Annotated in this window: 11 protein-coding genes and 1 rRNA gene; 3 read left to right on the top strand and 9 right to left on the bottom strand. The window is 73.7% G+C overall.

Going from position 1 to position 14,038, the window contains the following annotated elements; translation table 11 throughout:
* Positions 1–60 precede the first annotated feature (60 nt).
* On the bottom strand, positions 61–1,818 hold the full coding sequence (gene recN, locus AB0J93_RS27205) for a DNA repair protein RecN (protein WP_363925163.1): 1,758 nt from the start codon (positions 1,816–1,818) through the stop codon (positions 61–63).
* Positions 1,819–1,909: 91 nt separating this feature from the next.
* Here recN and AB0J93_RS27200 point away from each other — a divergent pair, with 91 nt between their 5' ends.
* Complete coding sequence (locus tag AB0J93_RS27200; protein WP_363925162.1) at positions 1,910–2,902, top strand: helix-turn-helix domain-containing protein; 993 nt, start codon at positions 1,910–1,912, stop codon at positions 2,900–2,902.
* A gap of 54 nt (positions 2,903–2,956) precedes the next feature.
* On the opposite strand, the gene AB0J93_RS27195 is transcribed toward AB0J93_RS27200, so the two are convergent.
* From AB0J93_RS27195 to AB0J93_RS27175, 5 genes are all read right to left on the bottom strand, one after another.
* Positions 2,957–6,682 (bottom strand): S8 family serine peptidase, encoded by a 3,726-nt coding sequence (locus tag AB0J93_RS27195; protein ID WP_363925161.1) that lies wholly within the window; start codon positions 6,680–6,682, stop codon positions 2,957–2,959.
* 192 nt (positions 6,683–6,874) lie between these two features.
* Positions 6,875–7,759: an NAD kinase gene (locus tag AB0J93_RS27190; protein ID WP_363925160.1), complete on the bottom strand. Its 885-nt coding sequence runs from the start codon at positions 7,757–7,759 to the stop codon at positions 6,875–6,877.
* 82 nt (positions 7,760–7,841) lie between these two features.
* Positions 7,842–8,702 (bottom strand): TlyA family RNA methyltransferase, encoded by an 861-nt coding sequence (locus AB0J93_RS27185; RefSeq protein ID WP_363925159.1) that lies wholly within the window; start codon positions 8,700–8,702, stop codon positions 7,842–7,844.
* Positions 8,703–8,718: 16 nt separating this feature from the next.
* Positions 8,719–8,940 (bottom strand): hypothetical protein, encoded by a 222-nt coding sequence (locus tag AB0J93_RS27180; protein WP_363925158.1) that lies wholly within the window; start codon positions 8,938–8,940, stop codon positions 8,719–8,721.
* Positions 8,941–9,019: 79 nt separating this feature from the next.
* Positions 9,020–9,649: a histone H1-like repetitive region-containing protein gene (locus AB0J93_RS27175; protein ID WP_363925157.1), complete on the bottom strand. Its 630-nt coding sequence runs from the start codon at positions 9,647–9,649 to the stop codon at positions 9,020–9,022.
* 111 nt (positions 9,650–9,760) lie between these two features.
* Between AB0J93_RS27175 and AB0J93_RS27170 the strand changes: the two genes are divergently transcribed.
* Positions 9,761–10,099 carry an SCP2 sterol-binding domain-containing protein gene (locus tag AB0J93_RS27170; protein ID WP_093409767.1) on the top strand — a complete coding sequence of 113 codons (339 nt, stop codon included), beginning with the start codon at positions 9,761–9,763 and terminating at the stop codon, positions 10,097–10,099.
* Positions 10,100–10,104: 5 nt separating this feature from the next.
* Here the strand turns inward: AB0J93_RS27170 and AB0J93_RS27165 are convergent, their stop codons facing one another.
* On the bottom strand, positions 10,105–11,118 hold the full coding sequence (locus AB0J93_RS27165) for an HAD-IIA family hydrolase (protein WP_363925156.1): 1,014 nt from the start codon (positions 11,116–11,118) through the stop codon (positions 10,105–10,107).
* On the bottom strand, positions 11,115–12,152 hold the full coding sequence (locus AB0J93_RS27160; protein ID WP_363925155.1) for a Replicase polyprotein 1ab: 1,038 nt from the start codon (positions 12,150–12,152) through the stop codon (positions 11,115–11,117). Before AB0J93_RS27160 ends, AB0J93_RS27165 begins: the two co-directional genes overlap by 4 nt.
* Between AB0J93_RS27160 and AB0J93_RS27155 the strand changes: the two genes are divergently transcribed.
* On the top strand, positions 12,102–13,850 hold the full coding sequence (locus AB0J93_RS27155; RefSeq protein WP_363925154.1) for a hypothetical protein: 1,749 nt from the start codon (positions 12,102–12,104) through the stop codon (positions 13,848–13,850). The two genes, AB0J93_RS27160 and AB0J93_RS27155, sit on opposite strands and share 51 nt — an antisense overlap.
* Positions 13,851–13,944: 94 nt before the next feature.
* Here the strand turns inward: AB0J93_RS27155 and rrf are convergent.
* Positions 13,945–14,038, bottom strand: a 5S ribosomal RNA gene (gene rrf, locus AB0J93_RS27150); the annotation flags it as partial.

Here is a 14,038-nt window from a genome sequence, read left to right as displayed (position 1 = left end):
GCCTACCCAGGGAAGCACACATGGGCGAAGGCCGGTGTGCCTCCGCTCACAATCGCGGTCTCAGGACCGCCGTTCCCTGGCCGCCACGGCCAGGAGTTCCTCGGCGTGAGCGATACCCAGATCCGAATCCGGCAAACCCGCAAGCATCCGGGCGAGCTCCCGGGCCCGCTCGGTGTCCTCCACCACCCGCACCCCGCTGGTGGTGACCGCGCCGCCGGTGTCCTTGGCGACCACCAGGTGCCGGTCGGCGAAGGCGGCGACCTGGGGCAGGTGGGTCACCACCAGGACCTGGTGGCTACGGGCCAGCCGGGCCAGCCGCCGGCCGATCTCCACCGCCGCCTGACCACCCACACCCGCGTCGACCTCGTCGAAGACCAGCGTCGGCGGGCCGCCGGAACCGGCGAAGACCACCTCGATGGCGAGCATCACCCGGGACAGCTCACCGCCGGAGGCACCCCGTTGCAGCGGCAGGGACGGCGCACCGGGGTGCGCCAGCAGCCGCAACTCGACCTCGTCGCCGCCGTCCGGCCCGACACCGACGTCGACGCCGTTGACCGGCAACGTCGGTTCGGCCCGCCCGGCGGGTCGGGGCAGCACCGCCACCTCGATCCGGGCGTGTGGCATCGCCAGCCCGGCCAGCTCGACGGTGACCTGCTCGGCGAACCGCGCCGCCGCCTCCTGCCGGGACACCGACAGTCGGCCGGCCAGCTCGGCCACCTCGCCGGCCAGCCGGGACGCCTCCCGATCCAGCTCGTCGAGCAGCTCGTCGGAGTTGTCCAGCTCGGACAGTCGGGTCCGGGCCCGCTCCGCCCAGGCGATCACACCGTCGACGTCGTCGGCGTACTTGCGGGTCAACGCGCGCAACGCGGCCCGCCGCTCGTAGAGCGCCTGCAACCGGGCCGGATCGGCGTCCAGGCTGGTGAGGTATGTGGACAGCTCCACCGACACGTCGGCGACAAGCGTGGCCGCCTCCTCCAGGCGGGCGGCCAGTTCGCCGAGCGCCGGATCGGTGCCGGCCTGCGCCTCCAGCGTGCGCCGGGCGGTGCCCAACAGCGTCGAGGCATCGGGGGTGTCGTCGGTGGCCTCCAAGCCGCCGGCCACGCACTGATGGGCCAACTGGGCCGCGGTACGCAGACCCTCCGCGTGCTCCAGTCGCTGCGTCTCCGCCTTCAACTCGTCGTCCTCACCCGGCTGCGGATCCACCCGGGTGATCTCGTCGAGGCCCAACCGGAGCAGGTCGGTCTCCTGATGGCGTTCCCGCGCGTTGCGCCGCCGGTCGGCCAGGTCGTCGACCACCCGACGCCACCGGGTGAACGCGTCCCGTGTCGCGTCGAGCAACTTCTCGTGCTCGGGGCCGGCGAACCGGTCCAGCGCGGCCCGCTGTTCGGCCGGGCGCAGCAGCCGCAGCTGGTCGGACTGACCGTGTACGGCGACCACCTGCTCGCCGACCTCGCCGAGCATCGACACCGGCATGCCGCGACCACCCAGGTGGGCCCGGGACCGACCCTCCACGGTGACGGTACGGCTCAGCAGCACGCAGCCGTCCTCGTCGGGATCACCTCCGGCGTCGCTGATCCGGGCGTGCACCGTCTCCGCCACCCGGCCACCGAGGCGCAGCCGGCCCTCGACGACGGCACGGCCAGGTTCGGCGCGCACCCGACCGGCGTCGGCCCGGCCACCGAAGAGCAGGCCGAGCCCGGTCACCACCATCGTCTTGCCGGCACCGGTCTCGCCGGTGATGACGTTCATGCCGCCGGTGAGCGGCAGCGTCGTGTCCTCGATGACGCCCAGTCCGGTGATGCGTAGCTCCTCCAGCACAGCAACCGACAGTAGACGCGGTCCCCGACACTTGACCAGCCGGCACGGGCCCCGGCGTGCCCCGACCGGCGTCGTCGTACAGTTCTGCCTCATGTTGCGGGTGATCGGCCTGACCTCGGCGGAGGAGGAGCTCTACCGCTGTCTGGTGCAGCTCACCAGGGCGCGGGTCGAGGAGTTGGCCGAGCGGCTGCGCCGCCCCCGCACGGACATCCTCACCCACCTCGACGCCCTGCGCGCCAAGGGGCTGGTGCAGCCGGTCGGCCCGGAACCGGACGCTCCGCTGCGCCCACTCGCGCCGGACGTGCCGCTCGGCGGGGTGCTGCTGCGCCAGCAGGAGGCGCTCGAGACGGCCCGCGCCTCGGTCACCCAACTCGCCGAGGAATACCGGGCCGCGATGCGGCGGCACGACGCCGAGCACCTGGTGGAAGTGATCACCGGAGCGCGGATGCTCCGCGAACGCCTGCGCGACCTGCAGAACGCCGCCCGGGACGAGGTGCTCTGGTTCTGCCGGGCCAACCCGCTGGCGATGCCCGGCCAGGACAACGTCGAGGAGTTCCACGCCCTCGCTCGGGGGGTGCGCTACCGGGCCATCTACGAACGCGAGATGCTCCTCGAACCGGACGCGTTGCAGGACGTCGAGCAGGGCGTACGCGCCGGCGAGCAGGCCCGGGTCCTCGACCGGCTGCCGGTACGCCTGGCCATCGTGGACGCCCGGACGGCGGTCTGCCCGCTGGTGCCGGATCGCAGCAGCGGCGAACCGAGCGCCGCGGTGATCGGCCGCAGTCAGCTGCTCGACGCGCTGCTGGCCCTCTTCGAGAGCCACTGGCGGATCGCCACGCCGCTGCGCGCCACCGCACCATCAGAGGACCCGGAAGACCCGACCGCCGAGGGCTACCGGCCGGACGCCGACGAGGTGCGGCTGCTGTCACTGTTCGTGGCCGGCGTACCGGACAAGTCCATCGCCTCGCAGCTCGGCGTCAGCCGGCGGACCGTGCAGCGCCGGCTCGCCGACCTGATGGCCGTCGCCGGCGTGGACACCCGACCGGGACTGGCGTTCCAGGTCGCCCGCCGAGGCTGGATCTGAACCGGACGGGCGGAGCGGGGCAGCCGGCCGGCCACCCCGCCCCGCCCGGCCGCGTCAGCGCAGCCCGTACGCGTCGATCACGGTCTGCTCGACGGTGTTTCCGGCCCGGTCGCTGGCGTACACCCGCAGCGACACGGCGCCCTGGCCGGCCGGCACCGTGGCGGTGTGGCGAGTGCCGTGCGCCCGCACCGAGGCCTTGCGCCAGGTCCGCCCGCCGTCGAAGGACACCTCGACCCGCAGGCTGGTGCCGGTCGGCGCGGCCACCCCGGCCGGCTGGCGCAGGGTCAGCCCGAGCTTGTGCGACCGCCTGCCGGGCACCGCACCGTGCAGGTCGGCGGGAACCTGGTAGTCGATCTGGAGCAGGGGCAGCGGGATCGGCTTGCTCCCGGCCGGGCGCGCCGAGGTGAACTGCCAGGCCGTCTCGGTGCGGGTGGCGTAGCGCCACGTGGCGGAGGAGCGTCGGGTGGACACGTCCAGCCGGTAGCGGGCCGGACCGGCGGTGGTGGGCACCGGCACCCAGCCGCCGGAGAGGTCCGCGATCTGCCGCCCGTCTCGGCTGAGGCGGGCCTCGACCGTCGCCGGCTCCTCGCCGGAGCCAGCCCCGCCGACGTGGCCGTCGGCGTCGACGAACTCGGCCACCCGCAGGTTCAGGGTGTCACCGGTCCGTCGGGGTACCGGGCCAGCGGTGCCGGCCGGCACCGCTGGGCGGATCACCGGGGCGTGCCAGCTCTCGGTCACCCGGTCGGTGGCGGCGTACCGCCGGGGCTCCTGGGTCAGGCCGTCCTCCAGCGGCCCCCAGGCGAACATCATCTTGTGCAGCACACGATGCTGCCACCAGTTGTCCCCGGCGCTGACGAACTCCTTGCGGATGGTGCCGTTGCGCACCATGCGCTGGTCGTCGTTCCAGGAGTACTCCTGCCACGGACGCCAGCCGAACCGCTGCTCGGTGGCCCAGTCCGCGCCGGTGCCGCCGTAGCTCGCGGTCACCTCGGCGGTGTTATTCGCCGTCACGGTGTGCACGACCCGCTCCGGCACCCGCTCCTTCGCCACCTGCCACACGTCGTAGAGATAGGGGCTGCTGACGGTCAACGTGAGGTCCAGCGTCGCCCGGCCCTTGCGCGCCGCCGCGATCAGCCGCTGCCCGTCGTCATGGGCCACCACCAGCGACGGAATCGGCAACCGGTCTCCGTCCGGGCGCCACACCGTCCAGGCGCTGAAGTCCGCCGGCCGGACGATCAGCACCGCGGCGGCGCCAGCGGCCGCGGCAGCGGCGACCTGTTCCTCCTCCGGGCGGTCCGGATCGGCGCCGAGCAGCACGGCGGCGTCCCGCGCCCCGGTCAACTCGCCGGGCTTGCCGGTGCCGGCCCAGACCAGCGGCAGTTTCCGCCGGCCGGTCGGGGCCGGCGACGTACCCAGCAGGTTGATGTCCGCCGGGCCGGACACACCGCTGATCTTCGCGTCCACCATCGGCGCGACGAGCTGCCAGCGGGAGGCGAACTCGAACTCTCCCATCCGCACCGGCCGGGTCGGCGTGACGTTGACCTGCTGCACGGTGCTGAACGCCAGCACGCCGTGGTCGATCTGCCGGCCGTTGCCCAGCACCCGGTGTACGTAGTAACTGAGCGACGCCCGCTGTTCGGCCGGTTTCGGCGTCTCGATCCGCACCGGGGTGCTTCTGCGCGCGTCCAGCACCACGGTCAGATCCCGGTCGACGGTCAGCTCCGGCTCGATGAGGGAGGTCAGCTGCTCGTCCAGGGGCGCGCCGTGCTCGACCAACGCGGTCAGCAGGTACGTGCCCTCCTCGACCTGGAGGGTGCCCTCGCCCGGCCAGAAACCCCAGAAGTCCGACTCGGGTTGCTCGCCGAAGAACGTCAGTCCCGGTGAGAGGGTCGGCTCACCCTGCCGGTCCAGCACCTTGATCGTGACGTTGCGGATCGGGCGGCTGAGGGTGAACGCCACCGGCGTACGCACCGCGACGCCGTCCGCGCCGGTCGCCACCAGCCAGCCACCGTGTGGTCCGTGGGCCAGCTTCGCCGGGTCGGCCCGCAGCGACACCGGCACACTGCCGCCCGCCGGCACGGTGACCTGCCCGGCTCCGACCGCGACACCGTCGGTCTCGGGCACGCCGGTGTCCGTGTTGCGCAGGTCCAGGGTGAGCCGCAGGGTCTGCGGGGTCGTCGTGGCGTTTGTGTACGTGACGTGCCGCTCGACCGCGCCGCCATCGTCGACCACCCGACCGAAGTCGGCGGTGGCCGAGGCGTACACCCGCTGGCCGAGCGCCCGGGCCACGTCGACCCGGCCGCCGCCCTGCTCGAAGACGGTCAGCTGCGGATTCGCCTTCGTGGTGCTGACCAGTGCGTCCTTGAGCTTCCCGGCGGTCCAGTCGGGGTGCTCCTGAGCGAGGATCGCCGCCGCGCCCGCCACGTGCGGAGTGGCCATCGAGGTGCCGGAGGCGGTCGTGTACGCCTCGCCCACCGGCGTCCCCATGCTGGTGCCGGCGGACCGGGCGGCGACGATACCGACGCCCGGCGCGGTGATCTCCGGCTTCAGACCGTTGTCACCGAGGCGCGGCCCTCGGCTGGAGAACGCCGCCAGATTGTCGTCCCGGTCCACCGCCCCGACGGTCAGGGCCGAGGTGGCCGCGCCGGGCGAGCCGACGGTACGCGGAGCGCCGGAGTTGCCGGCGGCGACCACGAAGAGCGCCCCGGTCTGTGCGGTCAGATCATTGAGCGCCTGACTCATCGGATCGGTGCCGTCGGTCGGGCCGCCACCGAGGCTCATGTTTACCACTCTCGCGCCGGCATGGGCGGCCCACTCCATCGCCGCGATGATGTCCGACTCGAAGCCGGCACCGCTGTCACTGAGAACCTTGCCGACCAACAGCCGCGCGCCGGGGGCGACACCCTTGCGCAGGCCACCCGAGGCGGCTCCGCTGCCGGCGACGGTCGCGGCGACGTGCGTGCCGTGGCCGTGCCCGTCGCGCGCGCTGCCGCTGCCGGAGAAGTCCCGTGCCTCGGCGATCCGACCGACCAGGTCCGGGTGGGTGGCGTCGACGCCGGTGTCGAGCACCGCCACCGTGACACCGCTGCCGTCGCGGCCGGCCGCCCAGGCGGCGGGCGCGCCGATCTGCGGCACGCTGTGTTCCAGGGTCGGACGGACCCGTCCGTCCAGCCAGATGCTGGCGATGCCGGCACCCAGCCGCGGGGTGGTGACGGCGGTGGACTGACGGGGTGCCGGCGCGCCGGCCAACTGTGTCCACAGGTCACCGACCTCGCCCTTGCCGACCCGTACGGCGGCGCCGTTGATGCTCGCCAGGGGGCGGGCCTCGGCGGCGGCGGCCAGCGGGCGAACGCGGCCGGACGCCGGCTCCCGGTAGCGGACGATAAGCGGCAGGACGCCCTGCGCGGCGTCGCCGTAGCCGTCCTCGGCCAGTTCCTGCACGTCGAACAGGTTGGCGTCGAGCACGCCACTGGAGACGTACGGCAGGACGTCGCTGGGCAGCACCCGCAGTCCGCCGTCGACCTCGATGGTCTGGAAGATGACCCGTTCCCGGCCGGGGCCGGGGCGGACGGTGGCGGCGACCCGGCCGGGCGCCGCCGGAGCGAGGTCGACCTGGTCACCGGTGATCAAGGTGATCCGGACGGGTCCGGTACCGGGTGCGGTCGGCCCTGGTACCGGGCCGGTGGGCTGAGCGGGCGGGTCGGCGGACACGGGGGTGGCGAGTCCGATGGCCAACGCGCCGGCCGCGCCGGCGATCAGCCAGCGTGGGGGCCTGTGCATGCGATGCGCTCCTCTGCTCCGGGGCCGATCCATCAAAGATCGACCGCTCGGAGTCTGCGACGCGGTTCACCGCACGGTCACTAGCCCGGGTCCGCCGCACCGGCGACATGTCGCCAGGTGGACACCGCACGGACAGCTGACCGGCGGGTAGGTGTCCGTGCGGTTACCGCCGACGCGTCACGAGGCGGTTGGTCAACGGCGGTTGCCCCGCCAGCCGTGCACCGGAAGGTCGAACTTGGCCACCAGGCGCGCGGTGAACGACCGGTCCCGCAGCCGGACGATCCGCACCGGCAGGGTGCCCCGCCGCACGGTGACCCGGGCGCCCGGCGGCAGGTCGTAGACCCGCCGCCCGTCGCAGCAGAGCACGGCCAGGGTGGTGAACGGGTCGACGGTGATCGTCATGGTGGAGGTGGGGGCGGTCACCAGCGGCCGACTGAACAACGCGTGCGCGCTGATCGGCACCAGCAGCAACGCCTCCACCTCGGGCCAGACCACCGGCCCGCCGCCGGAGAAGGCGTACGCCGTGGAACCGGTGGGCGTGGCACAGACCACGCCGTCGCAGCCGTACCGGGACAGCGGCCGCCCGTCGACGTCGACGAGCAGTTCCAGCATCTGGGCCCGCTCGCCCTTCTCGACGCTGATCTCGTTGAGGGCCCACGACTCGATGGTCGGCCCACCGTCGAACTCCGCCGTCACGTCGAGGGTGAGCCGCTCGTCGACGCTGTAGTTGCGGCTGACCACGTCACGGACCGCCACGTCGAGGTCGTCGATCTCCGCCTCGGCGAGAAAGCCGACCTTGCCGAGGTTGATGCCGAGCAGCGGCACCTTCGCCGGCCGGGCCAGCTCCGCGGCGCGCAGGAACGTGCCGTCCCCACCGAGCGCGAAGACGATCTCGGCGCCTTCGGCCGTCTCCGGCCCGGTCACCGGCACCACACCCGGCAGGTCGAGGTCCTCGGCCTCCTCCGCCACCACCCGCACCTCGAACCCGGCGGCGATCAGGTCCGCAGCGACCGTACGGGCATGCTCGGTGCTGCGCCGACGGCCGGTGTGCGTCACCAACAGGGCCGTGCGGGTCACCGCGACGACCGCCCGTGCACACCGCGCTGATGGTTCGCTCGCCGAGACCAGCTCACGCCGCTGTGCCAAACGGTTCGCTCGCTCACGTGGCCACCTCCTCCGTCGCCTCGTCCGGCCTGTCGCCGGACGTCACCGGGCCGCCTGGCCCGGCCGCCACCACGGCCCGCACCCGGTGCGGGTCGGCCGGTGGCGCGTCCCGGCGTAACCATACGAAGAACTCGACGTTGCCGCTCGGCCCGGGCAGCGGGCTGGCCGCGAGATCCGCCAGTCCCAGCCGCAGCGTCGCGGCCGCCGTGGCGACGTCCAGCACCGCCTGCGCCCGGAGTTCCGGATCGCGCACCACCCCACCGGAGCCGACCCGCTCCCGGCCCACCTCGAACTGCGGTTTGACCATCAGCGCCAGGTCACCGTCGGCCCGGGTGCAGGCCGCCAGTGCCGGCAGCACCAGCCGCAGCGAGATGAACGACAGGTCGGCGACGGTCAGGTCGACCGGGCCGCCGATCGTCTCCGGGGTCAGCGTCCGAACGTTCGTGCGTTCCAGGACCCGTACCCGGGGGTCGTTTCTCAACGACCAGGCCAGCTGGCCGTAGCCGACGTCCACCGCGACCACCTCGGCGGCGTCGGCGCGCAGCAGCACGTCGGTGAAACCACCGGTGGACGCGCCCGCGTCGAGGCAGCGTCGACCACGCACCACCAGCCCGGCGGGGGTGAACGCGGCGAGTGCGCCAGCCAGCTTGTGCCCGCCCCGGGAGACGTACTCCGAGGTGGGGTCGGCACCGCTGACCAGCAACGGATCGGCGGGATCGACCATCGCGGCGGCCTTGCGGGCCGGCACCCCACGCAGCTGCACGCGGCCGGCCTCCACCAACGCGACCGCCTGCTCGCGGGAGCGGGCCAGACCGCGACGGACGAGTTCGGCGTCCAACCGGTTACGCCGTGCCATGGATGGACGCGCCTCCTCAGGCCTGGTCGATGGTGGCCAGCGTCTCCCGCAGCGTCTGGTACGCGGCTTCGTACTGGGCGATCTGGTCGGCGGGGCCGAGCGCCGCGGCGTTGGCGATCGCCTGCACCGCGGCGTCCACCGCCGGATGACCGTCGTCCTGCCCGCCCTCACCGGTCCAGCGCTGCGGCGGTGGACCGGGACGCGGGCCCGGCGGCGGACCGGGCCGCGGCGCGGTCATGCCGTCACCTCCCGCACCGCCGGACCGGCGCCGTGGCCGGCCGTCGTGCCGCCCCGTGCGGTGGCGGAGCGCCGCCGGGTCACGCGACACCGTCCGGGCGCGGCCGGCGCGCCGGTGCGGCCTTCGTCGGTCGCGGCGTCGGTTCACCATCGGCGGTACGCACAACCGTCCCGCCTGCCTTCTCGGCGACCGTCTTCTTCGCCACGGCCTTCTTCGCAACCGCCTTCTTCGCGATCGCCTTCTTCGCGATCGCCTTCTTCGCGACCGCCTTCTTCGCCACCGCCTTCTCGGCCACCGCCTTCTTCGCGACCGCCTTCGTGGGTGGGGCTGCGGCGGCGGTCGACGGCGTGCCGACGGACGGGGTGTCGACGGACCCGGGGGCCGTCGCGGTGCCGCTGGCGGGCGTACCGGAGGCGGCCCGGAGTTGGCGTTCCAACTCGCGCACCCGGCGGTCCAGTTCGGTGACCTCCTCGGCGGTGGCCAGGCCCACCGCGCCGAGCGCCCGCTCGACCTCGAACCGCACGAGCTTGGTCAGGGCCTCGCGGTTGGCCGCGCCGGTCGACCGCAACTCCTCGGCGAGGGTCTGCAACTGGGCGGCGGTCGCTCCGGTCGATCCCATCGCCCGGCGCACCGCGTCCTGTGCCTTCTTCCGGGGCGCCTCCGTCAGGCCCATGGCCAGTTCGAGGTAGGCGCGCCACGCGTCCTGCATGCCTGAGTCCTTTCGCCCGACGGCTGTGCAGGTGTCACGCTACCGGGCCGCCGGAACCGTCCTGTGCGGTACGGTGCCGGGAGACGACGTGGTGTGGCGAGGAGGCGATTGGTGGCCACGGTGGACGAGTGTCGGCAGGCGTTGCAGGATCTGGCCGCCCGGCTCGAACGCAACGCGGAGACCGTCCGCGATCGCGTGGACCTGGATCGCACCCTGGCCTGCCGGATCACTGATCTGGAGACCGCCTTCCACGGCCGGCTCACCGGCGGAAGGCTGGTGGAGCTCGCCGACGGTGACGATCCGAAAGCGAAGATCGCCATGAGCACCACCAGCGACGACCTGCTGGCCCTGGTGCGCGGCGATCTCGACGTCACCCGCGCAGTCGCCAACCGCCGCGTGTCGATCAAGGCGAACCCGTTCGACCTGATGAAGCTCCGCAAGCTGCTCTGACCCGGTCAGGGGGCCAGGCCGAGCCGCTCCAGCACCTGCACCGCCTGCGGGGACGCCGGCCGGACCGGGCCGGCGGGGTGGCTGCGCCAGGCCACCGCGCAGAGCGCGGCGAGCGCGTCCAGCGCACGTCCAGAGCCGGACAGCTGCCAGCCGTCGGCCCCGGTGGTCACCTGCCAGCCGCCGTGGTCGGCGTCCGACGCCGGCACCCGCACCACGCCGTCGGGGTCGAAGAGCCCGGTCAGGTCCCACGAGACGTACGTCGGCCGTCGCTCGGCGGGCGCGGCGAGCAGCTCGGCGGCGTCGCTGACACCAGTGAGGACCAGCAGGCTGTCCAGGCCGGCCCGGTTGGCACCCTCGATGTCGGTGTCCAGCCGGTCACCGACGACCACCGTACGGCCGTTGTCCGCCCGCCGGGCGGCGGTGGCGAACAGCTCCGGTGCCGGCTTGCCGACGATCTCGTCCGGGTCCCGGCCGAGCGCGGTGGCCAGCGCGGCCACCAATGCGCCGTTGCCCGGCAACGGGCCACGCCCACTGGGCAGGGTCCGATCGGTGTTCGTGGCCACCCAGGTCGCGCCGGCCCGTACCGCCACCGCCGCCTCGGCCAGATCGGTCCAGCCCACCTGGGGGCCGTACCCCTGGATCACCGCGACCGGTGCCTCGTCGGCCGTGGCGACCGGCTTGAGCCCGGCCTCGCTGATCTCGGTCCGGAGCGCCTCGGCTCCCACCACGAGCACCGGCGCGCCGGCCGGCAGCCGCTCGCCCAGCAGTTGAGCGGCCGCAGCGGCGCTGGTGAGCACCTCCTCCGGTAGCGCCGGCACACCCATCCCGGTGAGCAGGTCGGCAACGTCGGCGGCGCGGCGCGAGGCGTTGTTCGTCGCGTACGCGACGGCTCGGCCCTCACCGTGCAGTCGGGCGACCGTCTCGACCGCGCCGGGGATCGGCTGGTCGATCAGGTAGATCACCCCGTCCAGGTCGAAGACGACCAGGGCGTAGCCGTCCACCAGCCGGTCCCCGCTCATCGCTGCCGTGCCTCCGGTTCCTCGGTCCCGTCCGCCTCGCGACGGTCCGCACCGAGCTCGGTGCTCTCCGGGGTGGCCCCGGAGGCCGTCTCGGTGTCCGATGCCCCGTCGCCGTCCGCGTCCCGCTCAACGTCGGCGCCCGGCGGGTCGGCCGCCAGGTTCTGGGCCGTGGGGTCCGCGACGACCGGGTGATCGTCGGCGGGCTGATCGTCGATCGGGTGGACGGCTGCCTGCTCCTCGATCGTCACGTCGCCGTCGTTCGGCTCTCCGACGACCGTCGCATCGGAGCCCTGCTCCGTGACGGCCGTCGCCTCGGCCGCAGGCTCGTCGGACGTGAGGTCGTCCCCGGCCGGGTCGTCCTGGTCGCTGTCCCCGGCGATGGTCGACGGGCCGGCGTCCGGATGGGCCGGCACGGCACCAGGGGCACCCGGACCAGCGGCCAGTTCCTCGGTCACCTCGTCCTCGTCGTCACCCTCGATGACCACACCGTCGAGTTCGAGCAGCCGCTCGGCGGCGTCGGTCTCAGCCTCGGTGTCCACCTCCGCCGCGCGGGAGAACCACTCCCGCGCCTCGGCCCGCCGTCCCACGGCCAGCAACGCGTCGGCGTACGCGTACCGCAGCCGTGCCGTCCACGGCTGCACGGCATCGGTGGTCAGCTCGGGGACCTGGAGCATCGCCACGGCCGCGTCCCGCTGGCCGAGGTCGCCACGAGCGCCGGCGGCCACGATCAGCAGTTCGATGGCGACGGCCCGGTCCAGCTTCTCCTGGTCCGCGCCGCGGAAGAGGTCGATGGCGCGCTCGGGCCGGCCCAGTGCCCGCTCGCTGTCCGCGATCACCGCGAGGTGGCTCTGCGCACCGCTCATCCGGTGGTACGTCCGCAGCTCGGCGATGGCCGACTGCCACTCCCCGGCGTGGTAGGCGGCCAGGCCCACAGCTTCTCGAACCGAGGAGATCCGCGACGCGAGCCGACGAGCGGCCAGTGCGTGCGCGAGCGCCTCCGCCGGGTCCTCGTCGATCAGTTGACCGGTCGCCACGAGATGCCGGGCAACGGTCTCCGCGACCGGCTTCGCCAACGACAGCAGTTCGGCGCGGACCTCCTTGTCCAGGTCGGTCGCGACGATCTCGTCAGGAAGTGCCGGCGCCTGCGTACGCCCGTCCTCGGTCGAACCGGGTCCGACCCGATCGTCACGTCGTCCGAAGCGACGCTCACCATCCCGGTCGTCCCGATCCCGGAAGCCACCGCCACGGCGCTCGCCGCCACGCTCATCCGCCCCACGGCGGAAGCCACCGTCCCGGCGATCGCCGAAGCCGCCGGCTCCACGAGCGCCGTCCCGATCCCGGAAGCCACCCTCGCGACGGTCGCCACCCCGGAACCCACCGTCCCGGCGCTCACCGTCTCGGCGGTCGCTCCCACCGAAGCCGCCCTCACGGCGGTCGCCCCCGCGGAAGCCACCCTCGCGGCGCTCACCGCTCCGGAAGCCACCGTCCCGGCGCTCACCCCCGCGGAAACCGCCCTCGCGGCGCTCACCGCCGGAGCTGTCGCCATCGCGGCGGTCCCGGAACCCGCCTTCGCGGCGCTCACCACGGAAGCCGCCGTCCCGACGGTCACCGTCCCTGCGGTCGCCCCCACGGAACCCGCCCTCACGGCGCTCACCGCCACGGAAGCCGCCCTCGCGGCGGTCACCTCCACGGAACCCGCCGCCCTCGCGGTCGCCCCCACGGAACCCGCCCTCACGACGCTCACCCCCGCGGAAGCCGCCCTCGCGACGCTCACCATCGCGGGAACCACCCTCACGGCGGTCACCACCACGGAAACCACCTTCACGGCGCTCACCGTCGCGGGAACCACCCTCACGACGGTCACCACCACGGAAACCACCTTCACGGCGCTCACCGCCACGGAACCCGCCCTCACGACGCTCACCGCCACGGAAGCCGCCCTCGCGACGCTCACCGCTCCGGAAGCCACCCTCACGGCGGTCACCGTCGCGGAAACCACCCTCGCGACGCTCACCGCCACGGAAGCCACCTTCACGGCGGTCACCGTCGCGGAACCCAACCTCGCGGCGCTCACCGCCACGGAAGCCGCCCTCACGGCGGTCACCACCACGGAACCCGCCGCCCTCGCGGTCTCCCCCACGGAACCCGCCCTCACGACGGTCACCACCACGGAAACCACTGTCGCGGCGCTCGCTACCGTCACGGCGATCATTGCCACGGAACCCGCCCTCACGGCGGTCACCCTCGCGGAAGCCGCCCTCGCGACGCTCACCACCATGGAAGCCACCCTCACGGCGGTCGCCACGGAACCCGCCGGTTGCCCGGTCGCCGCCACGGAATCCGCCGGAACGCTCGCCATTGTCGCGCCGGAAGCCGCCCTCACGGCGGTCGCCGTCGCGGCGGTCGGCACCGCGGAAGCCGCCAGTGCCGCGGTCCCGGTCGCTGGAGCCCTCACGGCCACCGAACCCACGGTCGCTACGCTCGCCCCTGAACCCACCGCCCGAGCGGCCGCTGTCGCGGAAGCCGCCTTCACGACGGTCACCTTCCCGGCGGAAGCCGCCGGACCGGGGACGGTCGCTGCCGTACCCGCCAGCGTCGCGTGCGCCGTCGCGGGAGCCCCGCTCCTCTCCCCGGTCATGGCGCGACGGGCGGTCACCGCGGCGGGGTCCGCCGTCACGATCCGCCGGCCGACCCTCGTAACCCCGGGGGCGGTCCCCGCCCTGAGGTGCTGAACTCACAGGTACATCCTTCCTGAGTACGCCGTATCAACGACGCAACGCAGTCGAGGGCCGACCCGATTCCGGGTGGCCCTCGACTGTGACGTGTGTCCGGCGGTGTCCTACTCTCCCACACCCTCCCGGGTGCAGTACCATCGGCGCTGGAGGGCTTAGCTTCCGGGTTCGGAATGAGACCGGGCGTT

This window comes from Micromonospora sp. NPDC049374 (assembly GCF_040677165.1).
Lineage (GTDB): Bacteria > Actinomycetota > Actinomycetes > Mycobacteriales > Micromonosporaceae > Micromonospora.
This window is presented reverse-complemented; position numbering and strand designations above follow the sequence as displayed.